The organism is Acinetobacter sp. S54 (assembly GCF_016624945.1).
Lineage (GTDB): Bacteria > Pseudomonadota > Gammaproteobacteria > Pseudomonadales > Moraxellaceae > Acinetobacter.
In genome coordinates this window covers 430528-452580 of the sequence record NZ_JACVUI010000001.1, presented here as the reverse complement: position 1 = coordinate 452580, position 22053 = coordinate 430528, and the positions used below count along the sequence as shown (strand labels likewise).

Below are 22053 nucleotides of genomic sequence, written 5' to 3'. Positions count from 1 at the left end.
GGTTGATTGCACTAGTGCAAAACCTTTAAAACAACATCTGCGTCACTTTAATGTCTACGTCTTCGTAAACATGAAACTGTATTGGATAGATCGAAAAATAATAGGATGTATATGAGCCAGACTGCACAACCCGATATTATTACGCTTGGAAATGTTGCTTCACGCCTACCTGCTTTTCTGCCCAAAGTACCGCATATTTTAGCGGGTTTAAAACAAGCCTATTTACGAACTTCATCGACCCCAGCAGGCTTGGGCATTGCATTTGAAAAGGCGGTCAAACGCAATCCGCTAGGTGATGCATTATTATTTGAAGATCAGCGCTACAGCTATCAGGCCTTGAATGAATGGGCAAATCAGATTGCGCACTATTATCTCTCTATAGGCGCACGTAAAGGTGATGTCATTGCCGTTATGCTAGAGAATCGTTCCGAGCTAGTGGCGACAGTTGTGGGGCTGGCTAAAATTGGTGTCACTATTGCGTTGGTCAATACGTCACAAACAGGGAAAGTACTGACTCATAGCATCAATCTCGTGAAACCCATTGCTCTTATTTTGGGCGAAGAGGTGCAATCTTGTATTGACGAGATTCGTAATGACATCAAACTTCCTCAAGATCGTTTTCATTGGTTTGCAGATCGGGCGACTCGTCAAAATGTCGGTTCTGCCCCATCAGGTTATATCAATCTGGCAGAAAAAATTGATCATTTTGCCAAGTTCAACCCGCCAACGACGCACACAGTTCAAGGTAAAGATGGATTATTTTATATCTATACTTCGGGCACAACTGGGCTCCCTAAAGCTGTAATTTTCACGCATAGTCGTTGGACTCTAGCGTATGGAACTTATGGACATATACTTGATCTGAAACCTGATGATGTCATGTATGTCACTTTACCTCTTTATCACGCAACGGGTATTGTGGTGTGCTGGTGTGGAGTGATTGCAGGAAGCGCCACACTTGCTATTCGTCGTAAATACTCAACCAGTGCTTTCTGGAAAGACGTACAAAAATTTAATGCCTCGGCGATTGGCTATGTTGGCGAGCTTTGTCGTTATCTTATGGATGCTCCTCCTTCCGAAATTGATCGTGCTCATCGGGTTACCAAAATGATTGGCAACGGTATGCGCCCAAATATCTGGGATAAGTTCAAACAGCGTTTTGGCGTCAAGGAAGTCCTTGAACTTTATGCATCAAGCGAAGGTAATGTTGGTTTTAGTAATATTTTTAACTTTGACAACACTGTCGGCTTCTCGCCAACACCCTATGCAATTGTGCAATATGACAAAGAAAAAAATGAAGTTGTACGCGATAAAAAAGGCGATTGTATAAAAGTAGAGACAGGCGATGTAGGGCTGCTGATTGGGAAAATTACCCGCCGCTCACCATTTGATGGCTATACTGATCCAGAAAAAAATAAATCCGTCATCCTAAAGAATGTCTTTAAGAAAGGCGATTCTTACTTTAATACGGGTGATTTAGTGCGTGATATTGGTTTCCGTCATGCGCAATTTGTTGACCGTCTAGGCGATACATTCCGTTGGAAAGGTGAAAATGTATCGACGACTGAAGTTGAAAATATGATTTGTGAATACGACAAAATTATAGAAGCTGTTGTGTATGGGGTTGAAATTCCAAATACCAATGGTCGTGCAGGTATGGCTGCGATCACGTTAGCGGATGGAGCCAATCTAAATGAACAAGACTTGAACGAGATGGTAAGCAGTTTTAAAAAGAATCTGCCTGCTTATGCTATTCCTGTATTTTTACGCATTCAGCAAGTCGTTGAAACGACGGGAACATTTAAATATCAGAAAAACAAACTTAAGGAGCAAGCATTTGACCCAAGTAAAACAGATGAACGTTTGATGGTGCTTTTACCGAATACCAATGCCTACTGCGATGTAACGTCTGAGATTTTTAAAGACATTCAGGCATATAAATATCGTTTTTAGCATATTTTTTAACTAAACAGGAAGAAATCGTGCTTTTTATAAACAGTTATGCGATTGTTTTTAAATTTTCTCTTGTGTTAGTTGAAGATCTTGCTAAAATACGCTCCATCAAAACAACGGCGGTGTTAGAAAATAATTTCTTTTCTTGCACTTCATATTCAAGAAATAATTGAATATTTCGTTCAGGGTCGTTAGCTCAGTTGGTAGAGCAGCGGACTTTTAATCCGTTGGTCCCGCGTTCGAGTCGCGGACGACCCACCATTGATTGTTTTGATCTGATTAAAGAATTCAAATTTTTGATTTCTTTTTTGTTAGACTAGTCACTACGCCTATCTTGCAAATTTTCAGGGTCGTTAGCTCAGTTGGTAGAGCAGCGGACTTTTAATCCGTTGGTCCCGCGTTCGAGTCGCGGACGACCCACCAGATTCTAAAAAAGCCTTAACATGTAATGTTAAGGCTTTTTTTTATGGAAATCATAAACACCGTCTATGACACAGATATGACGGTAAAATTATTTTAAAATCTAAATATTCGATTAAATTTATAAATATTTACTATTTTTACGATGATTAAAAATACGTTATCTTTGTTCTCAAGTTAAGAAACTTTCTCATTCAACCCAGAGGATCAAAGCATGAGTTTAATCAATACTGAAATCAAACCGTTTAAAGCAACTGCGTATCAAAATGGTCAATTCTTTGATATCACTGAAGCTAATTTAAAGGGTAAATGGTCGGTTGTATTTTTCTATCCTGCTGACTTTACCTTTGTTTGTCCAACTGAACTTGAAGACCTTGCGGACCAATATGCTGAGTTTCAAAAACTCGGGGTTGATATCTACTCTGTTTCAACAGATACCCATTTCACCCACAAAGCATGGCACGATACTTCTGATGCAATTGGTAAAATCCAGTATGCCATGATTGGTGATCCAACCTGGACGATTTCTAAGAATTTTGAAGTCCTCATTGAAGGTGAAGGCTTGGCAGATCGTGGTACATTCGTTATCGATCCTGATGGAAAAATTCAGATCGTAGAAATTAATGCGGGTGGCATAGGCCGTGATGCACAGGAATTACTACGTAAAGTCAAAGCAGCAGTTTATGTCTATAATCATCCTGGTGAAGTTTGCCCTGCAAAATGGAAAGAAGGCGATGCAACACTTGCGCCATCGATTGATCTTGTTGGAAAAATCTAAGCTAGAAATATCGAATTCTTAAATTCAATCTCTCTAAACCACTTTCTACAAAGGAAGTGGTTTTTTATTTTAACGCGCTAAACAACAGTGTTGTTGCAGTAAAGGAATTAACCAACTCATAAACACGTCTAGGCGACGCGGGATATATTGTCGATTGGGATACAGCATATTTAATGGTAATGCTGAACATTTATACGAGTCCAGAATTTCAATCAAACTTCCCTTTGCCAGATCTTCACGAACATCATAATAAGGGATCTGAATCATTCCCAATCCCGAACGCGCTGCCTGAATATAAGCTTCAGTGTTATTTACACTCAATCTGGCATTTAATTTGATCCGTTCTTGCCCATAAAAGAATATCCCCTGCTGCTCTCCGACCCCATTTGGATAATTCACCATATAATGCTGTGGTAAATCCTCAAGCCCATGGGGGATTCCAAAATGCTGTAAATAGTCTGGGCTGGCACAATTGACCATTTCTAAACGCCCTATGGATTTGGCAATTAAACTACTATTTTCGAGCGTGCCAACACGCACCACACAATCAACTTCCTGCTCAACCAGATTAGTTAAATGATCCGAGCTATGCAGTTGAATCTGAATATTGGGGTATTGTCGAAAAAAATCATGCAATGCAGGCACCACAATTTGATGCGAAATACGACTAGGCATATCGACCTTCAAAATTCCCTGATAATCCTGATTATGTGTTTGAATCATCTGCTCAAGCAATTGATAGTCCATCAGTAAATTCTGACAATCTGGTAGAACTCGCTTCCCATCCTGTGTCAGACTGACACGCCTTGTCGTACGTTGAAATAACCTGACTTTGTAATAGGTCTCCAGACTTTGAATTGCAGAGGTAACCGTGGAGCGAGGTAAATCCAGACGCAGTGCAGCCTCACTAAAACTCTCGCGTTTGGCGACCTCAACAAATATCGCAAACTGCTGTAAACGATCCATAGCATTGTTCGTAATTTCTGAATAGTGAAACTAAATTAGCATAATTGATGGTTACATAATTCAAATCTAGACTAATCAATATGCAAAAATAGATCCTTGGAAAGGAAAGAACATCATGGCGGCATATACCTTAAAAGATAAAGTTGTATTAATTACAGGCGGCGCAAAAAATCTAGGGGGATTAATTTCAAGAAAATTTGCTCAACAAGGCGCGAAATTGGCGATTCATTATAATAGCGAATCGACCAGAGCAGAGGCTGAAAAAACACTGGCTGATGTGCAAGCACTGGGTGCAGATGCCATTTTGCTACAGGCTGATCTGAGTTCAATTGATCGCATTGAAGAACTTTTTGTCAAAGCCAAAGAACACTTCGGTAGTCTAGATATTGCTATCAATACTGTAGGTCGCGTGCTTAAAAAGCCCATTGTTGAAACTACAGAAGCTGAATTTGATTCAATGAGCGATATCAACTCCAAAATTGCTTATTTCTTCATTCAGTCGGCAGGGCGCCATTTGAATAATGGCGGTAAAATTTGTACCATCGTCACTTCATTATTGGCTGCATATACAGGGCTTTATTCGACTTATGAAGGTTTAAAAGCACCCGTCGAGCATTATACTCGTGCAGCGTCTAAAGAGTTTGGTGAGCGAGGGATTTCGGTGACCGCTGTAGCACCTGGCCCAATGGACACACCTTTTTTCTACGGTCAGGAAGCCCCTCAGGCCGTAGCCTATCATAAATCTGCCTCTGCACTTGGTGGACTAACCAAAATTGAAGATATTGAACCCTTGGTTCGTTTTCTGGTGACAGAAGGCTGGTGGATTACAGGCCAAACTATTTTTGCCAATGGTGGTTATACCACTCGTTAATTCGAGTTAAGCTGGGGATGTTCTCATCCCCGCTTTTTTATTTAAGGCTGCAGATCAATACCATTCTGTTCGGTATGCACAACCTTAAAATGGTAGGTTACTTGCAACATACGCAATGTTCTCGATAAATCCTGAGTAGAATACGCGCCAGACACCAGAACGTTGTACAAGCTTGGATCAATATTAATACTCTGTTGATGATAGCGTGATAACTCTGTGATGAATTTCTGCAATGGCATACTATGCACTACCAAAAGCTGTTGGCGCCATAATAAAGGCATATCACTATATGCACCATGATAAATCTGTTGTGCATCAAATCTAACAGTATGTTGTGCAGTAATATCCTGATACGTTTTTGAGTGCTGAGGCTGAGTACGAACAGTGCCCTGCTTTACAATTAGTTCTGTTTGTGTTGGAAAATGGCGGACATTAAATACCGTGCCTAATGCCAACAAGTCTCCATCTGCGGTCTGTACTGTAAATGGCCGCTGTTTGATATCTTTATGCGTTTCAATATAAATTTCACCACGTGCCAATTCAATACGCCGCTGATTGGCATTGTATTTCACCCGAATCTTACTCTCACTATTCAGCCAAATTTGACTGCCATCAGCTAAACTCACTTGCTGCTGCTCTCCGATCTGAGTTTTATAAACATCAATAGGCTCAAAACTCAATAGATCAGGCGCATAATCTTGCTGACGAATTCCCTGAACCGTATAAAATGCGGTACATAGAGCAAATAGGATAAGACTAAATTTTGTTGCAAATTGCGGTTTAGGTTTGAGTTGATGCATCGTTTGAGCCATGACTGTCTTTGGTACTCGACACAACTTTTCATCAAACATAATGACATTTGCCCAAACCTCTTGATGCAATGCATCCTCAGCCAACCATTGTTCAAAGCATGCTTTTTGCTTTACGTCCAAAGTCTGTTCCTGCATCTGCATATACCATTCAGCGGCTTCATAATAGGCCTGCTGGCGAACATGCTTTGCATTATCTTTTCGAGGTTGTTTGTTCATTTAATACATCATGATCTATTTTTTATTATTCCATTGCCATAAAACAGGCAGCCATGGCACAGGTCAAATCACGCTTAATAGTTGAAATCGAAATATTCAGTTGTTCTGAAATTTGGACATAATTTAAACCCTGTAACTGTGACAACATAAACACCTGCTTTTGACGTTCTGGCAAAGCTTCGATAATGTCACATAGCTCACATAAGGTCTCTATCCATAATATTTGCTCTTCCAGAGAAATCGAATGTTCAGGATAAGTCTCAGCCAAGATGCTCAAATAAGCCTGCTCAACTTTTTTACGCCGATACAAATTAAACATCAGGCTTTTAGCAATGGTGGTTAGTAATGCCCGAGGTTCATAATAATAATAATCAGCATAACGGGTCATTATTTTGACAAAGGTATCCTGAGTCAGATCCGCCGCATCACAGTGGCTACCCATTTTTTTACATAGCCAAGCATATAGCCATGGTTTATGTTCACGATATAAACCATCAATGTGTTGATTGACTTGTTGTTTTGTCAATGTCTGATTTGAAAGCATTGCACCAAACCAAAGGAAAAATAATAATAATTATCATTACAATGTCAAAGTTTGTAAACAACTTAATCTCTTTAATTTTTAAACCTATATTTTTCAAAAATTTATTAAAACATTAAAATTTTTATGAGCTGTTCTAAATTCTCAGGTGATAACGCTATGACCAAATCATTATTTTTATCATCTCTAATTTCCTGTGGGGAATGCATCATGCAAGCGGCAGCCAAAATACCCTTTCAAATAAAGAGTAATTTAAGTATTGCGATAAAATCAGTCTTATTGGGTACGGTACTGAGCGGAATGGGCCATACAGTGCTTGCCGCAGAAATAAAATCAACTATCGAAAAAACACAACAAATCCAGATTCATGGGGGGAGTCTAGATCAAGCTCTGGCACTATTTGCAGGTCAAACAGGTTCAGAACTTTCTTATGATCCAGCTCTTGTTAAAGGTAAAAAAACTCAAGGTTTAAATGGCAAATATACGTTTGAACAGGGTATTACCCAATTGTTAAAAGGAACAGGCTTAACTTTAATTAAACGTCAGGATGGTACATGGGGCATTATTGACTCTAATAATCAACTTCGTGAAGTGGGTCAATTGCCTTCGATTAATTCGACGGCCAGTAATTCTATAAAAAATAATCATCAAGTTGCACAATTGCCTGTGATTCAATTAAGTTCCGAAGATAAAAGCAGTTATGCTGCAAAAAAAGTCAGCATTGGTAAAACGGAACAATCCATAAAAGAAATTCCACAATCTGTTTCTGTTATTACCCAACAGCAAATTAAAGATCAAGGCTTTACCACCATTGCTGAAACATTAAATCAGGCCACGGGGGTAACTGCTTATGGATATAGCGGTTCTGAAAATTACCAAATACGTTTTGCAGCCGCCAACATACAAATTAATGGTGTTCCTCAAGCAGATAATATTTCAAATGAAGACCCTGCTCTGTATGAAACCATTGAAGTATTAAGAGGGCCTTCTGGCTTATTAACAGGAAGTGGTGATCCCAGTGGCTCAATCAACTTTATTCGTAAACGACCCACGTTGGAACCGTATGGTTCATTTGCAATTTCGGGAGGATCATGGGGCAGTCATCGTGAAGAATTTGATGTCAGCAATAAACTCAATGAAAGTGGAAGTTTAAGAGGACGATTGATTGCCGTCCAAAATACCACTGGAAAATTTCGGGATGCTGAAAAAGATGATGATAAAGCAACCATCTATGCAGCATTTGACTATGATCTGACTGATAGAGCAACTTTCGGAGTTTCTGGCACATATATTAATGAGAACTATATTAATTTCTGGGGGTTACCACTAGATCACAATGGCCATGTTCCAAGCCGAAAATCTTTTGTAGGCTATAATGTCCCCTCCAAAAGAGACCAAAAACAATTTTCAGCTGACTTTAAATACCAATTTGATGATGGCTGGGTTGCCAAAGCAGCTTATAATCATAATGAAGTCGACCATAAAAATTTTGGTATGTACTCTTATGCTCCTCTGGATGAAAATGGATTAACCACCGCAGGCGTTGGCCATATTCAACAGACCTTTACCAATACATCTTTCGATATCAATCTTTCTGGCCCCTTTCATTTTCTTAATCGAGAACACCAGTTATTGCTCGGCTATAATCAATGGGAAAATGATTCACTCTCTGGTTTCAAATATGTTGCTGTTCCTAATTGGGATGTGTTACATAACCATGATTTCGGGGCGTATGTGAATACGAATATAAGTGATAAAAATCGTACCGTTACCAAACAATCAGGTTTTTATACTGCCGCAAAAATCAAATTACTTGATCCCTTGACTTTAACTTTAGGTGGCCGCTGGACGGACTATACCAATCAGAGTCAAGCCCTTAAAGCCAATAATGAATTTACACCTTATGCTGGACTGATATGGGATATTAATCCTGAATGGAGTTGGTACGCCAGTTATGCTGATTCATTTGTCCCACAGTCTGAACTGGATTATACAGGTAAGATACTTGACCCACGGGTAGGCTGGCAAATCGAGACAGGTCTCAAAGCAGAGCTCTTTGATGGGGCAGTTAATGCGACAACAGCCATCTTTCAAATTCGGGATAAAAATCGTGCCACACTGGATCAGGACCATATCGGATGCAATACGGATACGGGAGAATGTTATCGCGCTGCTGGAGAGGTTCAGGCGCGTGGTTTTGAATTTGAAATTACGGGTAAAGTAACACCACATCTGAATATCACAACAGGCTATACCTATAATGATATTAAATACCTAAGTGATACTGACCCTGAAAATGTTGGACAACGTTATTCGCCCGACACGATTCCTAAACAACTCTTTAAACTCTGGTCTTTATATAAATTTGACCAACAGCAATTTTCAGGGGTATTCGATGGCCTAGATATGGGACTTGGAATGCAGGCTCAATCTGGTTTATATAATAGCTCACTTAAGCAAAGCGGTTTTAGCATCGTTTCTGCACGAGTCGGTTATCAAATTGACAGCCACTGGCAAGCATCTTTACAAATCAACAATCTATTTGATAAAACTTATTTTAATTATCCAGGCAATTCTATCTTTTATAATATTTACGGTGCTCCCCGTAATTTTATGTTGACCCTAAGCGCAAAATACTAAGATCCCCCTCGCCGAGTACAAACATGCATTCGGTGAGGGTAAATATCAAATTAATTACAAAAACGCTTCCAACACTGAATTTAAAAACACATGCCCTTGCTCAGTACAGGCTATTCGCTCAGCATCATTGATCAACAACTTTTTCTGCCGTAACTCGTTGAGTATCAGCTCAAGATCAGCCAAAGATAAGCCTGTACGTTGTTCATATAACTGAGTCGCCACGCCATCATTTAAGCGCAGCACATTCATCATAAATTCAAATGGTAACTCCTCTGCTTCAATTTTTTTCATCTGGAGATGATCAGCAGGGATTTTGGCTAGATAATCTTTCGGTAAGCGTGTTTTCTGAAAACGATAAATGCCGTCAGATTGAGTAACTTTGCCATGTGCACCCGCGCCAATCGCAAGATAATCGCCAAATTGCCAATAATTTAAATTATGTGCAGATGGACGTTCTTTACGCCATGCTGAAACTTCATAATTGATGAAACCCTGTGCTTTTAAATATTGCTCACCTTGCAGTTGAATCTGTTCAAGGGTTTCATCATGTGGCAATACGGGCTGAGTTCTAAAAAAAACGGTGTTCGGTTCAATGGTCAGTTGATACCAACTAATATGCGTCGCGCCATTTTCAACTGCAAGTTTTAAATCGAATAAGGCTTGCTCCAGAGTTTGTTCAGGTAGTCCATGCATTAAATCGACATTGACACGTTCAAAACCCGCCTGTTTTGCCAAGTGAATCGCCTCGATTGCATTATCTGAACTATGAATGCGTCCTAATCGCTGTAAATGCTCCTGATTAAAACTTTGTACTCCTATGGATAAACGATTAATCCCTACACCTAAATAATCCGCAAAAGGATCATGTTCCACTGTGCCCGGATTGGCTTCCAAGGTAATTTCACAACCCTGTTCAAATTCAAGCAAAGATCGTAATTGGGTAAATAACCATTGATAGCCTTGTGCCGAAATTAGAGAGGGTGTTCCTCCCCCAATAAAAACACTGTGAATTTTACGTCCCTGTGCAAACTCAACCTGCGTTTGAAAGTCAGCGACCAATGCATGTAAGTATTGCTGTTCCAATTCCAGCGACAAGGCACCGTTGGGGACGGCATGAGAATTGAAGTCACAATAAGGACATTTACGCACGCACCACGGCATATGAATATATAAAGAAAGTGGGATTTCAGAAGGATCAAGTAAAACAGTCAAGAATAGCGCTCAGGCAACACAACCCTATTAGTTTAACATGACTACAGCAATACATTGTGCTCAAGCCCATTGAATTGATTTAGACTGGAGTGCAATAAATAATAACGATTTAGGAAAACAATGCTAAAAATAAGTTCACAACTTTTATTATTTTTACCCTTGGCGTTAGGGATTGGCGTTGCTATGTCCATACAAACGGCCCTAAATACACAGTTACGAAATTATCTCTACTCTCCGTTACAAGCGGCTTTTCTATCTTTTCTAGTCGGTACAATTTTACTGGCACTGTTGGTTTTACTGCAAAGTCATCCGAAACCATCATTACAACAACTCGGTCAAATCCCATGGTTTTTATGGTTAGGTGGTTTTTTAGGGGTTTATGCGATTAGCCTGAGCATTTATACTGCACCCAAATTGGGTTTTCTCACCTTATCAGGATTGATTATTTTTGGCCAACTGGCAATGTCATTATTGCTGGATCATTTTGGCTGGCTTGGGACAGAGAAAATGCCTGTCAACTGGCAACGCCTACTTGGGGCGATCATCATTTTCGTTGGGGTTATTTTGACCTTACAGCGATAATTTTCTTTTATAGATGAGTATTTTTTGTGTCAAATGTCGCGGGCTTCCGCTTTGAACTAAAACAACTGTTTCACTTAATGTGGCCAATTCTGATCACGCAATTTGCCCAAGCAGGATTGGGGCTTATTGATACTATTATGGCAGGACATTTATCTGCTAATGATTTGGCAGCCATTGCCGTAGGTGTGGGATTATGGATGCCCGTCATGCTACTGTTTAGCGCGATCATGATTGCCACAACACCGCTGGTTGCAGAAGCCAAAGGGGCGAGAACGCCTGAAAATATTCCAGTGATTGTAAGGCAGTCTTTGTGGGTGGCATTTATTCTTGGCCTGATTGCCATGCTGATTTTACAGGCCATGCCATTTTTGTTGCCACTGCTCGGGGTTCCTGCAAGCTTGCAACCCAAAGCAGGATTATTTTTACACGCTATCGGTTTTGGCATGCCAGCAGTCACCATGTATGCAGCATTGCGTGGTTATTCTGAGGCATTGGGCTACCCACGCCCCGTGACTGCCATTAGCTTGATCGCACTGGTGGTATTGGTTCCGCTCAATTATATTTTTATGTATGGCATCGGCCCTGTTCCGCACTTAGGGAGTGCAGGCTGTGGTTTTGCGACAGCAATTCTACAATGGCTAATGTTAATTACCTTGGCCAATTATATTTATCGTGCCAAAGCCTATCAATCGACTCAAGTGTTTTCACATTGGGAAAAAATCAATCCTGCCCTTGCAAAACGTATTTTAAAATTAGGCTTGCCTATTGGTTTAGCAGTGTTTTTTGAAGTCAGTATTTTTAGTACGGGTGCAATTGTCTTAAGTCCATTAGGCGATACACTTGTCGCCGCGCATCAAATTGCGATGTCGGTCACGTCACAACTATTTATGATCCCGATGTCTCTTGCCATTGCCTTAACCATTCGGGTGGGGATGTATTATGGGGAAAAAAACTGGGTGGCAATGCGTCATGTACAAAAACTGGGATTAGCGACCGCGACTTTTTTTGCTCTTTGTACGATGAGTTTAATCTGGTTTGCTCGCCCACAAATTGTGGCAATTTATACTCAAGATCCTGCTGTATTTAATGTCGCTTTATATTTATTGCTATTTGCGATGGCGTATCAATTGATGGATGCATGGCAAGTTGGTGCTGCAGGTTGTCTAAGAGGAATGCAAGATACTAAAGGCCCCATGTGGATTACCCTGATTGCCTATTGGGTGATCGCATTTCCTGTGGGGATTTATCTTGCACGTATCGCAAAAATGGGGCCAGCAGGTGTGTGGCTTGGTTTGATTATTGGTTTAACTATCGCTTGTGTACTGCTTTTGGCACGTTTATATAGTAATAATCGTAAACTGGCTGCCCAGCAATAATTAAAACAATTATTTAATTTAAAAAATGCCAATCCATTTAGATTGGCATTTTTTATTTCTATATTTTTATATATTTTAATGTTTTAGGCAGATTTTGCTTTTGGACTTGCACCAATTTGCCAGACAAAAGGTAACTCTGTCTGATTCACCACCCAATCTCCTATTGCTTTTTCCTTATAAATAAGTGGATTGTGCGATGAAACCGTTCGGGCATTTCGCCAGAAACGGTCTAATTGCTTGGTGGTACTGCTAGCTGATGCACTCAGAGCATTGAATAGTTTACTGGTAAGATCCAGTACCAGATCCGCAATCACGACTTGACCCTGTGCTGATTCCAGTTCTGCATCTATATTAGCCTGATGCTCTTTAATATCCGACTCGGAAAAATGACTGAGATAAGCTTTTTGTAAAGCTTCAGCTGTACGTTGTGTAATCGCTTCACTGGCATAAGCCTTGGCAGATGCCTGACCAATCACCTGTAATACTTGTGGATCATGTCGTGCCAAATCAGCATTGGCATGGCTAAAAATACGTTTACGCTCACGAACTTCGTGACTAAAAGTCTCGACTGCTGCTTGAGCAATACCCGATAAGGTCGCTAAATGGATGACCTGATAAAAAGCAGTTTGATATTTAAAGCGTTGGTCAAAAGGGATGATATGCACCGACGGCAATTCAACTTGCTGTAAACGTAGAGTTCCACTACCTGTAGTTTTTTGCCCAAAACCATCCCAGTCATCATCGATCTGCACTCCCGAAGCATGACGATCAATCGCTGCAATCACATGCTGCTGACTAACGTCATCATAAGCAAATAAATCGATCCAATCTGCAAAAATACTTCCGGTAGAATAATACTTTTCCCCATTCACCAATAATTTACCAGTCGCTTCCTCCTGCGTAATTCGGGTAATCACATCGCCTATCTGAACTGCACCCACTTCTGTCCATGCATTGCCAATGATATCACCCGAAACAAAACGTTCAAACCAATCATTTTGTTGCTGTGTATTATGCGCAACCAAACGGTCTTCTACAAAAGCAAAGTGCCCCCGTAATGCTTGTACGATATTAGAGTCCGCTTTTGCCAATTCCGTCAGTAATTGAAATAACTGGGGCAATGATACACCTGCACCGCCGTAGGCTACAGGAACACGTAACGCCCCAAAACTCGCTTGTTTTAGCCATTGGATTTGTTCGTAGGGCAACTGACGACGTTGTTCACGTTCTAATGCTCCCGCTTCAATTTTCTTAAAAATAGGACGATATTTTGCAGCAATCAGCTCATAATCTGCGCCCAATGAAAGTTGATCTTTAATCTGTTCAAACTGACTCATCTCTTTCTCCTCAATTTTTTGTTGTGATTTACTTAACTCCACGCATGACGTGGAGGTTGCACACCATTTAGGTAATAATTTCCAACAATGTGATATTTCCAGCGCACTGGATCATGTAGCGTGTGGGTACGTGCATTGCGCCAATGCCGATCCAGATTTAACTCGGATAAGGTTGAACGAGTTCCAGACAACTCAAATAATTTATTGGCTGCAAGAATAGCGACTTCGGTCGTCAGCACTTTTGCTTCCGCAACCAGTAAAGTCGCTTGAGAAACATGCTCTTCCGTCGGTTCATCAATTGCTAGATCAATTTGATCGGCAGCCAGATCCAATACAGCTTCGGCCGCACGAAGTTTAATTTTCAGATCCCCAATACTGGCAATGGTATATGGATCATCTGTGGCACGCTCCAAACCAGAATCGATCCACGGACGACTATATTTTTTGACATATTGAATGGTTTCTTCTATTGCACCACGGGCAATTCCCGCATCTACTGCCGCTTGTATAAACTGTGAAATCGCACCTGCCGCAGTTGGCCGCTCAAAGGCTTGGTAAATAGGAACCACATATTCTTCACGTACAGGTACTTTTTTTAATTCAACCGTCCCACTCGCTGTCGTACGCTGCCCAAACCCAGACCAGTCATTAATAATATTGACTCCTTCAGTTTCACGTGGCACCAAAGCGGCATACGGTTGACCTGATTCATTAATAGCCACAATCGGGATCCAGTGCGCTAGTAAAGCTCCTGTAGCAAAGAATTTTTTTCCATTAATTTCATAACCTGTTGCAGTTTTATGAATGGTGGTGGTGAGATCTGCCACCGTTTTACTGCCCTTTTCTGAAAAAGCATTGCCAAATCGAATCCCCTTTAACACCAACTCAAAGAAGAAATGCTGCTGTTCTACACTTGCATCCAGACGTAAATGTTCTAAAAACGCCCAATGATTCTGCGGTAATTGTCCCAATGAAGAATCCACACTGGAAATGATCTTCACTACCTCTGCCAAAGTACGGTATTTGACTTGCGCACCTCCAAATGCTTTGGGAATGGTAATGCCCCATAATCCACTCTGTGAATATTGCTGGATTTCATTGAAAGGTAAACGGCGTTCCTGATCACGCAAGGACGCTTCTTTAGCAAATTCACTGGCCAATTGTTTAGCGATTTGAATCGCTTCTGCATCAGTTTGAATGATATGCGCACTTTGTAGCTGTTCAAACACCTGCAATGGCACAGAATTTGCTCGATGAGCAGGGGCAGAATTGGCGTAAGCAGCAGTATTGAGTTGACTCATAATAGGAAATCTCATCATTGTTCTTCGAGTATGCAGATCAACATAGCACCAAAAAAAAAGGCTTGTTATAGAGATTAACGCATTGTTTATGAATTGATTTTTGAAATACTTTGCATAAAAAATGCAATATATTTAAGCAATTGTTTTTAGATTAGATTGTCTTTTATTAACAATTTGAAGTAGGCAATGCGAGCTTTGTCACCTATGATCAAGACTGAATCCAGCGCGCGAAGAAAGGTAAAATAGATATGGCTAAAAATACGAGTTCTCCGGGTCGACGCTTTATGAAACTTGCGGGAATGACTGCCAGTATTGCCACCAAAACAGTCTCGAGCTCGATTCGGAATTTAACCGCAGATGATGAACAAAAAATCGCGGCGAAAACCAAACTGTTTCAGGATATCGGGATTCAAATTGCCGATACGCTGGGTGAGATGAAAGGCGCGGTGATGAAGGTTGGACAAATCGCCTCGCAATATAAGGATATTTTTCCACCTGAAGTCGCCAAAGCCATTGCCAAATTACAACGTCAAGCGCCTGCCGTTCCCTTTAGTGCCATTCAACAACAAGTTGAAAAAGAGTTAGGTCAACCTTTACTGACGGCTTTTCAGTCGTTTGAACCTGAACCTTTTGCCGCTGCATCTATTGGTCAGGTGCATCGTGCGGTCCTGCCAAGCGGTCAAGAAGTTGTGGTTAAGGTACAATATCCGGGTGTGGATGAAGCTTGTGAGAGTGATCTAAAACAAGTCCGTTTAGCGTTGCGCCTGATGGGAGTACTAAAAATTGATAAAAAACTACAAGATCAATTATTTGCAGAGATTCACGACAGCCTTTCTGCCGAATTAAATTATGAGATTGAAGCACAAAATCTAGAAGTTTTTAAAATATTTCATCAACAACTAGACAATAAAATTATTATTCCAAGCGTTTATAAAGACTATTCTTCACGCCGTATTTTAACCTTAAGTCTAGAACGTGGTGAATCGATTGAAACAGCCAGTACATGGCCTGTGGAGATTCGTAATGAAATTGGTCGTCGCCTGATTCAAGCTTTGGGTCAGGAAATTTTTTACTTAAAGCGTTTTCATTGTGATCCTCATCCGGGCAATTTTGCTTTTCGTGAAGATGGTAGTGTGATTATTTATGACTTTGGTGGCGTAAAAACTCTGAATATTGAGATTGTTGAACATTTTAAACAGCTTGTACAAGCCGCGCGCCAACAGGATATTGCTGCGATCGAGAACCATTTGGATGCTTTGCATGCCTTATCTGGTAAAGGGCTATTTCCGCAGGATTTATATCTGCAATGGCTAGAAGTGTTACTACGTCCACTCACTACTCAATATGACTTCGCTCAAAATTCTGCACATCATGATTGCGTCATTTTAGTAAAAAAATCTTTAAAATACTGGGATGTATTTAAACCATCGCCAGACACTTTAATGGTCAATCGAACTATTTCAGGACATTATTGGAATCTGATTCATTTAAAAGTTGATGATAACCTAAATGATCTATTCGAAGATTTAGTTCCCAACTAATTTAAGACATGATGATTTTAATTTGAATATTTACTACATTTGACTTATTTTATGAAATATTATAACATATCACAATAACTCAATTGGAGGGTTTCTCTATGCGTAACGGTATACATCCTGAATATAAAGAAGTGCTGTTTCATGACACCAATGCAGATGCTTATTTTGTCATTGGTAGTACTATACAAACGAAGCAAACACGTGAATATGAAGGTAAGACTTATCCTTATGTGACTTTGGATATTTCTAGTGCGTCGCATCCGTTTTATACAGGTGAAGTACGTCAAGCCAGTAATGAAGGGCGTGTAGCAAGCTTTAATAAACGTTTTTCTCGCTTTAAACGTTAATCTTGCTTTAAGTTTTTCATTTTATACTGACTTTATTCGAAGCCTAAGCAACTATCTCCTCCACTTAGGCTTCTTTTTTTGGCCAGAATTTCGGCCTTGTGTATAAACACAAAGTTATCCACAATTTTGCACTACCATTTATTCAAACTGATTCTTTTTTCCAGTCTTATTTTCTCGATGCCCTACTGACATCTGTGGATTCAATGCTATGCTTGAGCCTACTTTTGACATGTTATTGAATCACGGAAAATCATGATACAGGAACTATTGAAACAGCTTCAAAACGGCGAAGCCAAGTTTGCGGATGTTTTGGCGCATATTGAGTCACGTTTTGAACATACCCCAACAGCGTTTAAAAATGGTCAGCAACAAAATGCCGCAACTGAAAATCAAGGCAGTGCCAAAGTATTTTCTTTTGCTAAAGTTGAAGGTTTGGATCAAGCACAAACCTTAAGTTTATTTGCAGAACACTATGCAGCAGTTCTTGCGACACCAGAAGGTACCGACCATCAAAATATTCGTCAGTTCATGCAACATGGTTGGGAAGGTATAACCTTTGAAGGTCAGGCACTCACTGCCAAATAAGATAAGACCAAAATAAAAAAACCCAGACATCCTGTCCGGGTTTTTCGTATTTACGTCTTAGGGTCAACTCCTGTCATCCCTCACGATCCTGATGATTAACTTATTATGGTTGTTTTATGTCTTCGAACATCCTGTTCTGTATGGGTTCATCATAGGAAATTAGTACTGAGCTGGCTATTGGCAATTTTCCTGAATCGATGTAAGCCATGACTTACACAGCGATAACTGAAGAAATTTTAGAAGTTTATTCATATCGATGCGAGATAAAATAGCATACAAGTTCGCAGAATAATTTGGAAAATCCAAGCTTATGCGCTTTCAACCTGATCCACATGACGTCCCACATGATGGTAGCCACGATTAAAATACACCAAACTTTGGTCATGCTGGCTTTGCTGAATCGCCACAATTCGGCATATAAAAATCGTATGCGTTCCAACTTCCTGAATTTGATCCACTTCACAATCGAAATTCACTAAAGCATCTTCTAAAACAGGCGCGCCTGTTTCAAGTTCTGTCCAAAATCCATACTCAAATCTTTGCTCTGGAGTTAATTTTGACGAAAATGCTTTAGAAATTTCCTGATGATGGGCACCTAACACATTTACAGTTAAGATTTTATTTTCTAAAAAATGTAAGTGAGAACTAGAGGCTTTATTCATACAGACTAATAATGTCGGAGGGGTATCCGTTACACTACATACAGCAGATGCAGTGAAACCATAGCGACCCGACAAGCCTGCTGTGGTCACGACACTGACAGCACTTGTTAACAAAGACATCGCATTTCTAAAGTCTGCTGCGTCAATCATCATTTTATTCCTCACCAAGGTTCGTAGTTTGATCTTGAGATCAAACCACCCACCCGTTACATCTGACTATACCCTTGATTACCCGTTTGAGAGTTCTTTTCGGATGATTTCTGCACCTGCACTAAGCGCTTGCAATTTTCCTCTCGCCACTTCTCGAGATAAAGGTGTCATACCACAATTGGTTGATGGATAAAGCTTATCTGCATCAACAAACTGTAGCGCTTTACGTAATGTATCTGCCACTTCTTCAGGACTTTCAATCGTATTGGTTGCGACGTCAATGGCACCTACCATCACTTTTTTACCACGAATTAGTTCAATCAAATCCATTGGCACACGGGAGTTGTGGCATTCCAGTGAAATAATGTCGATTTTAGATTGTTGTAATTTTGGAAAAGCTTCTTCGTATTGGCGCCATTCTGACCCTAAAGTCTTTTTCCAGTCTGTATTGGCTTTGATTCCATAACCATAGCAAATATGTACGGCTGTTTCACATTTAAGACCTTCAAGCGCTCGCTCTAAGGTTGCAACGCCCCAATCATTTACTTCGTCAAAAAATACGTTAAATGCAGGTTCATCAAATTGGATAATATCAACCCCCGCAGCCTCTAATTCTCTGGCTTCCTGATTTAGAATTTTAGCAAATTCCCAAGCTAATTTTTCACGACTTTTATAATGAGCATCATACAATGTATCGATCATGGTCATTGGACCAGGCAGCGCCCATTTAATCGGTTGTTGGGTTTGCTGGCGTAAAAACTTGGCATCTTCCACAAAAACTGGTTTATGGCGAGATACTGCCCCCACTACTGTAGGAACACTTGCATCATAACGGTTACGAATCCGAACCGTTTCACGTTTTTCAAAGTCAACGCCATCCAGATGCTCAATGAATGTGGTGACAAAATGTTGGCGCGTTTGTTCACCATCACTAACAATATCAATCCCCGCATGAAGTTGTTCTTGCAGTGATACAAGTAAAGCATCCCGTTTGCCTTGTACTAATTCATCACCTTGCAATTTCCACGGTGACCAGAGTTTTTCAGGTTCAGCAATCCAAGAGGGTTTTGGTAAACTGCCAGCAGTTGACGTCGGTAATAATCGTTTCATAATCAATAATCTTCTATCTTGAGGTTACACAGCAGCGTAGTGTTTGTCAGCGTAATTGGCAGCCCATTGATCCAAAATCGCTTGGTAAGGCTTGATAAAGTTCTCTTCTGTCCATTTACCTTGTTTAACTGCTAACTGACCGCGTTCTTCACGATCATAAACAATTCGGGTTAATGAATAATCTTGGTGCTTAAGACTTGGCTGATACACTTCTCCAGCCGCAGAGTTGGCATTGTAAATCTCAGGACGATAAATCTTTTGGAACGTCTCCATGGTACTAATCGTGCCGATTAACTCAAGGTCAGTGTAGTCGGTCAGTAAATCACCACGAAAATAAAATGCCAAAGGTGCGACGCTATTTGCAGGCATGAAATAACGTACCTGTAACCCCATTTTTGCGAAATACTCATCAGTTAAAGAATATGCATCTTGCTGATATTCAACACCCAGGACTGGATGTTCATTCGTTGTCCGATGATAAGTTTTAGTCGTTGAAACACTAAGACAAATAACAGGTTGCTTACTAAAGTTTTCTTTAAAGGTATTTGAATCTACAAAAGATTTAAAAATTTTCCCATGTAACTCACCATAGTTTTCTGGTGTACTAAATTTGGCTTGATCTTTATTATGTTCAAGCAGTAACACACTAAAATCATAATCGCGTACATAGGAGGAAAAATTATTTCCAACAATACCTTCAATACGTTGCTGAGTTTTGTGATCAATAATATTGGTTTTTAAGATTTCAATCGTCGGGAAAGTTTCACCATTACCTTCAACGTCAATATCAACCGAAATAATGTCGAGTTCAACAGAATAACGATCCGCCTTTGGATTATCCCAATGTGCCAATGCATTGAAACGATTGTCAATCATTCTTAAGGTATTACGCAAATTCTCTTGGCGACTTGCCCCTCTGGCCAAATTCGCAAAGTTGGTGGTGATACGTGTATTGTCTGAAGGATGATAATTTTCATCGAAACGAATGCGCTTAAGCGCAAATGTAAAGTCTTGGCTCATTTTGATCTGCTACCCTATCTCTATGCTGCAATTTATACCTAAATTGCTACATGAATAAAAACGATTTTGTTTCAACAAAAGATGAGCAAAATTCATCTTATGAATTTCGTTTATATTGAGAACGGATTAAGCAAGCATGTCCCAGATAGATGATCTTGAAATAACCCCTGAAGAATCATGGACTATGAATAATTTATAGGATTCAGCATTTACATTTTTATGAGGGAGTTAATCAATAAATTTTAGCGCCCTCTGCTAAGGTCGCTCCGCATATTGCGGCAAATCGTCACAAATCGTATCCCACTCTGCTTTATGTGCAGCAAAAATATGCATGCTCGGTTTCTGCTCGATTTTGCTGTCTAAAGTACCAATACGCAAACGATAAAATTCTGGCGTATCCAGTTTAATGCTCATGATCGGTGAGCCACATTCACTACAAAAACAGCGTTCTGTGGTCGGGGTAGACTGATATTTCTTGAGGAGATGTTCACCTTGCACAATCTTAAAATCATTCACATGCACAGGCGTGTTCGTAGCATAAGCTGTACCGTTGGCTTTGCGACAACGCTGGCAATGACACTGAATAATATCACCCAGTCCTTGCCCCGAGATTTCATAACGAATACCTTGGCATAAACAGCTTCCAGACAAAATTGTAGCTTGTGACATCCTTAATATCCTTGCAGTTCTATATGTATACTCAATTCATTGAAAATGATGGATCATACTGGCCATCAAAACTTCGATTTTCAGCTATCATATAATCAGTCATCACCTAAGAAAAAATCTTTCAATAAAATCTGATCCCATCCCACCTTATCCTATAGATGAATCAACTACAAATTACAATATGAATAATGATCTGAAATTTAAACTCATCGAAGCCGACCCCGCTTTATCACATTATGTAGAAAGTTTTTGGATGTTGCATAATTGCTCTGATGAAGCTAAAGAAATCATTGTCTTACCGGATGGTCGCATGGATTTAACTTTATCTCAATCGTCTACGCAGTCCTTTCAAATTGTCTGTTCAGGATTAGAAACCAAACCTCAAGCCGTTATCTTACAAGGTAATGCTTTAATCTTTTCTATCAGTTTTAAGCTATTGGCTGTGGAATATCTCTTAGGAAAATCCATTTCTAATTTGCTCAATTATGCAGAATATCTGCCTGCCCAATTCTGGGATTTTGAACCCCTAGATTTGTTGGACTTCGATCTATTTTGTAAAAAAGCATCGAAAAAAATAGGCTCTCTTTTACCTCAACATATTGATTCGAGAAAACAGAAATTATTTCAGTTACTTTATCAATCTCGTGGCGGTTTGAGCGTGGCCGAACTTTCAGAGCAGGTTCACTGGAGTCGTCGCCAGATTCATCGCTATTTTACTGAAAAGTTTGGAATTTCTTTAAAAACTTATTGTGATATTCTGCGCTTTAAGGCGTCTTTTGAATCCATCCGAAATGGACGATTATTTCCTGAACAGCATTTTGCTGATCAATCGCATTTCATAAAACATATTAAGAAATTTTCAGGCGTATCCCCCAAACAACTTAAACTCAATCACAATGACCGATTTGTACAATTCTTAGTGTTACCCTCCGAGTAAAGTTTCTCTATATTTTAAATATTTATC

At 40.0% G+C, this 22053-nt stretch carries 20 protein-coding genes and 2 tRNA genes; 12 read left to right on the top strand and 10 right to left on the bottom strand.

The window, feature by feature from the left end:
• Positions 1-111: 111 nt before the first annotated feature.
• From IAE20_RS02010 to ahpC, 4 genes are all read left to right on the top strand, one after another.
• Positions 112-1953, top strand: coding sequence for a long-chain-acyl-CoA synthetase (locus IAE20_RS02010; protein ID WP_200481558.1), 1842 nt, complete (start codon positions 112-114; stop codon positions 1951-1953).
• Between the two features lie 185 nt (positions 1954-2138).
• Positions 2139-2214 (top strand) — tRNA-Lys (locus tag IAE20_RS02005).
• Positions 2215-2300: 86 nt separating this feature from the next.
• Positions 2301-2376, top strand: a tRNA-Lys gene (locus IAE20_RS02000).
• A gap of 211 nt (positions 2377-2587) precedes the next feature.
• Positions 2588-3151 carry an alkyl hydroperoxide reductase subunit C gene (gene ahpC / locus IAE20_RS01995; RefSeq protein WP_200481559.1) on the top strand — a complete coding sequence of 188 codons (564 nt, stop codon included), beginning with the start codon at positions 2588-2590 and terminating at the stop codon, positions 3149-3151.
• Positions 3152-3220: 69 nt separating this feature from the next.
• Here the strand turns inward: ahpC and IAE20_RS01990 are convergent, their stop codons facing one another.
• On the bottom strand, positions 3221-4117 hold the full coding sequence (locus tag IAE20_RS01990; RefSeq protein ID WP_200459248.1) for a LysR family transcriptional regulator: 897 nt from the start codon (positions 4115-4117) through the stop codon (positions 3221-3223).
• A gap of 115 nt (positions 4118-4232) precedes the next feature.
• Between IAE20_RS01990 and IAE20_RS01985 the strand changes: the two genes are divergently transcribed.
• Positions 4233-4988: an SDR family oxidoreductase gene (locus IAE20_RS01985; protein WP_200459247.1), complete on the top strand. Its 756-nt coding sequence runs from the start codon at positions 4233-4235 to the stop codon at positions 4986-4988.
• Positions 4989-5029: 41 nt separating this feature from the next.
• Here IAE20_RS01985 and IAE20_RS01980 read toward each other — a convergent pair whose 3' ends face one another.
• The gene (locus IAE20_RS01980; RefSeq protein WP_200481560.1) at positions 5030-6016 is read right to left on the bottom strand and encodes a FecR family protein; all 987 of its coding nucleotides are present in this window, start codon (positions 6014-6016) and stop codon (positions 5030-5032) included.
• Positions 6017-6041: 25 nt separating this feature from the next.
• Positions 6042-6560, bottom strand: coding sequence for a sigma-70 family RNA polymerase sigma factor (locus tag IAE20_RS01975; protein ID WP_200481561.1), 519 nt, complete (start codon positions 6558-6560; stop codon positions 6042-6044).
• 207 nt (positions 6561-6767) lie between these two features.
• On the opposite strand from IAE20_RS01975, the gene IAE20_RS01970 reads away from it, so the two are divergent.
• Positions 6768-9197, top strand: coding sequence for a TonB-dependent siderophore receptor (locus IAE20_RS01970; RefSeq protein WP_200481562.1), 2430 nt, complete (start codon positions 6768-6770; stop codon positions 9195-9197).
• A 54-nt stretch (positions 9198-9251) separates the two neighbouring features.
• Here the strand turns inward: IAE20_RS01970 and hemW are convergent, their stop codons facing one another.
• Positions 9252-10409 (bottom strand): radical SAM family heme chaperone HemW, encoded by a 1158-nt coding sequence (gene hemW, locus IAE20_RS01965; protein ID WP_200481563.1) that lies wholly within the window; start codon positions 10407-10409, stop codon positions 9252-9254.
• Between the two features lie 120 nt (positions 10410-10529).
• Between hemW and IAE20_RS01960 the strand changes: the two genes are divergently transcribed.
• Positions 10530-10991, top strand: a complete 462-nt coding sequence (locus IAE20_RS01960; protein WP_200459241.1) for a DMT family transporter — start codon at positions 10530-10532, stop codon at positions 10989-10991.
• A 26-nt stretch (positions 10992-11017) separates the two neighbouring features.
• Positions 11018-12367, top strand: coding sequence for an MATE family efflux transporter (locus IAE20_RS01955; protein WP_200481564.1), 1350 nt, complete (start codon positions 11018-11020; stop codon positions 12365-12367).
• Positions 12368-12450: 83 nt separating this feature from the next.
• Here IAE20_RS01955 and IAE20_RS01950 read toward each other — a convergent pair whose 3' ends face one another.
• The gene (locus tag IAE20_RS01950) at positions 12451-13704 is read right to left on the bottom strand and encodes an acyl-CoA dehydrogenase family protein (protein WP_200481565.1); all 1254 of its coding nucleotides are present in this window, start codon (positions 13702-13704) and stop codon (positions 12451-12453) included.
• Positions 13705-13736: 32 nt separating this feature from the next.
• Positions 13737-15005: an SfnB family sulfur acquisition oxidoreductase gene (locus IAE20_RS01945; protein ID WP_200481566.1), complete on the bottom strand. Its 1269-nt coding sequence runs from the start codon at positions 15003-15005 to the stop codon at positions 13737-13739.
• Positions 15006-15253: 248 nt separating this feature from the next.
• On the opposite strand from IAE20_RS01945, the gene IAE20_RS01940 reads away from it, so the two are divergent.
• The 3 genes from IAE20_RS01940 to IAE20_RS01930 all read left to right on the top strand — a co-directional run bounded on the left by IAE20_RS01940 (position 15254) and on the right by IAE20_RS01930 (position 17478).
• The gene (locus IAE20_RS01940) at positions 15254-16546 is read left to right on the top strand and encodes an ABC1 kinase family protein (RefSeq protein WP_200481567.1); all 1293 of its coding nucleotides are present in this window, start codon (positions 15254-15256) and stop codon (positions 16544-16546) included.
• Positions 16547-16644: 98 nt separating this feature from the next.
• Complete coding sequence (locus IAE20_RS01935) at positions 16645-16893, top strand: type B 50S ribosomal protein L31 (RefSeq protein WP_120369789.1); 249 nt, start codon at positions 16645-16647, stop codon at positions 16891-16893.
• A gap of 252 nt (positions 16894-17145) precedes the next feature.
• A complete protein-coding gene (locus tag IAE20_RS01930; protein WP_200459236.1) occupies positions 17146-17478 on the top strand; it encodes a HopJ type III effector protein in 333 nt (110 codons plus the stop codon).
• A gap of 308 nt (positions 17479-17786) precedes the next feature.
• On the opposite strand, the gene IAE20_RS01925 is transcribed toward IAE20_RS01930, so the two are convergent.
• From IAE20_RS01925 to IAE20_RS01910, 4 genes are all read right to left on the bottom strand, one after another.
• Positions 17787-18290 carry a flavin reductase gene (locus IAE20_RS01925; protein ID WP_200481668.1) on the bottom strand — a complete coding sequence of 168 codons (504 nt, stop codon included), beginning with the start codon at positions 18288-18290 and terminating at the stop codon, positions 17787-17789.
• 78 nt (positions 18291-18368) lie between these two features.
• Positions 18369-19400 (bottom strand): methionine synthase, encoded by a 1032-nt coding sequence (locus IAE20_RS01920; protein ID WP_200481568.1) that lies wholly within the window; start codon positions 19398-19400, stop codon positions 18369-18371.
• 24 nt (positions 19401-19424) lie between these two features.
• A complete protein-coding gene (locus IAE20_RS01915) occupies positions 19425-20420 on the bottom strand; it encodes a DUF1852 domain-containing protein (protein ID WP_200481569.1) in 996 nt (331 codons plus the stop codon).
• 255 nt (positions 20421-20675) lie between these two features.
• Positions 20676-21089, bottom strand: a complete 414-nt coding sequence (locus IAE20_RS01910) for a GFA family protein (RefSeq protein WP_200459233.1) — start codon at positions 21087-21089, stop codon at positions 20676-20678.
• A 181-nt stretch (positions 21090-21270) separates the two neighbouring features.
• Here IAE20_RS01910 and IAE20_RS01905 point away from each other — a divergent pair, with 181 nt between their 5' ends.
• On the top strand, positions 21271-22026 hold the full coding sequence (locus IAE20_RS01905; RefSeq protein ID WP_200481570.1) for a helix-turn-helix domain-containing protein: 756 nt from the start codon (positions 21271-21273) through the stop codon (positions 22024-22026).
• Positions 22027-22053: the final 27 nt, after the last annotated feature.

What these genes read in the sequence shown, in the direction of transcription:
- IAE20_RS01970 (WP_200481562.1), top strand. Translation starts at nt 6,768, where the DNA reads ATGCAAGCGGCAGCCAAAATACCCTTTCAAATAAAGAGTAATTTAAGT.
- IAE20_RS01980 (WP_200481560.1), bottom strand. Translation starts at nt 6,016, where the DNA reads ATGAACAAACAACCTCGAAAAGATAATGCAAAGCATGTTCGCCAGCAG.
- IAE20_RS01985 (WP_200459247.1), top strand. Translation starts at nt 4,233, where the DNA reads ATGGCGGCATATACCTTAAAAGATAAAGTTGTATTAATTACAGGCGGC.
- IAE20_RS01915 (WP_200481569.1), bottom strand. Translation starts at nt 20,420, where the DNA reads ATGAGCCAAGACTTTACATTTGCGCTTAAGCGCATTCGTTTCGATGAA.
- IAE20_RS01910 (WP_200459233.1), bottom strand. Translation starts at nt 21,089, where the DNA reads ATGTCACAAGCTACAATTTTGTCTGGAAGCTGTTTATGCCAAGGTATT.
- ahpC (WP_200481559.1), top strand. Translation starts at nt 2,588, where the DNA reads ATGAGTTTAATCAATACTGAAATCAAACCGTTTAAAGCAACTGCGTAT.
- IAE20_RS01935 (WP_120369789.1), top strand. Translation starts at nt 16,645, where the DNA reads ATGCGTAACGGTATACATCCTGAATATAAAGAAGTGCTGTTTCATGAC.
- IAE20_RS01960 (WP_200459241.1), top strand. Translation starts at nt 10,530, where the DNA reads ATGCTAAAAATAAGTTCACAACTTTTATTATTTTTACCCTTGGCGTTA.
- IAE20_RS01920 (WP_200481568.1), bottom strand. Translation starts at nt 19,400, where the DNA reads ATGAAACGATTATTACCGACGTCAACTGCTGGCAGTTTACCAAAACCC.
- IAE20_RS01930 (WP_200459236.1), top strand. Translation starts at nt 17,146, where the DNA reads ATGATACAGGAACTATTGAAACAGCTTCAAAACGGCGAAGCCAAGTTT.
- IAE20_RS01975 (WP_200481561.1), bottom strand. Translation starts at nt 6,560, where the DNA reads ATGCTTTCAAATCAGACATTGACAAAACAACAAGTCAATCAACACATT.
- IAE20_RS01950 (WP_200481565.1), bottom strand. Translation starts at nt 13,704, where the DNA reads ATGAGTCAGTTTGAACAGATTAAAGATCAACTTTCATTGGGCGCAGAT.
- IAE20_RS01990 (WP_200459248.1), bottom strand. Translation starts at nt 4,117, where the DNA reads ATGGATCGTTTACAGCAGTTTGCGATATTTGTTGAGGTCGCCAAACGC.
- IAE20_RS01945 (WP_200481566.1), bottom strand. Translation starts at nt 15,005, where the DNA reads ATGAGTCAACTCAATACTGCTGCTTACGCCAATTCTGCCCCTGCTCAT.
- IAE20_RS01905 (WP_200481570.1), top strand. Translation starts at nt 21,271, where the DNA reads ATGAATAATGATCTGAAATTTAAACTCATCGAAGCCGACCCCGCTTTA.
- IAE20_RS01925 (WP_200481668.1), bottom strand. Translation starts at nt 18,290, where the DNA reads ATGATTGACGCAGCAGACTTTAGAAATGCGATGTCTTTGTTAACAAGT.
- IAE20_RS01940 (WP_200481567.1), top strand. Translation starts at nt 15,254, where the DNA reads ATGGCTAAAAATACGAGTTCTCCGGGTCGACGCTTTATGAAACTTGCG.
- IAE20_RS02010 (WP_200481558.1), top strand. Translation starts at nt 112, where the DNA reads ATGAGCCAGACTGCACAACCCGATATTATTACGCTTGGAAATGTTGCT.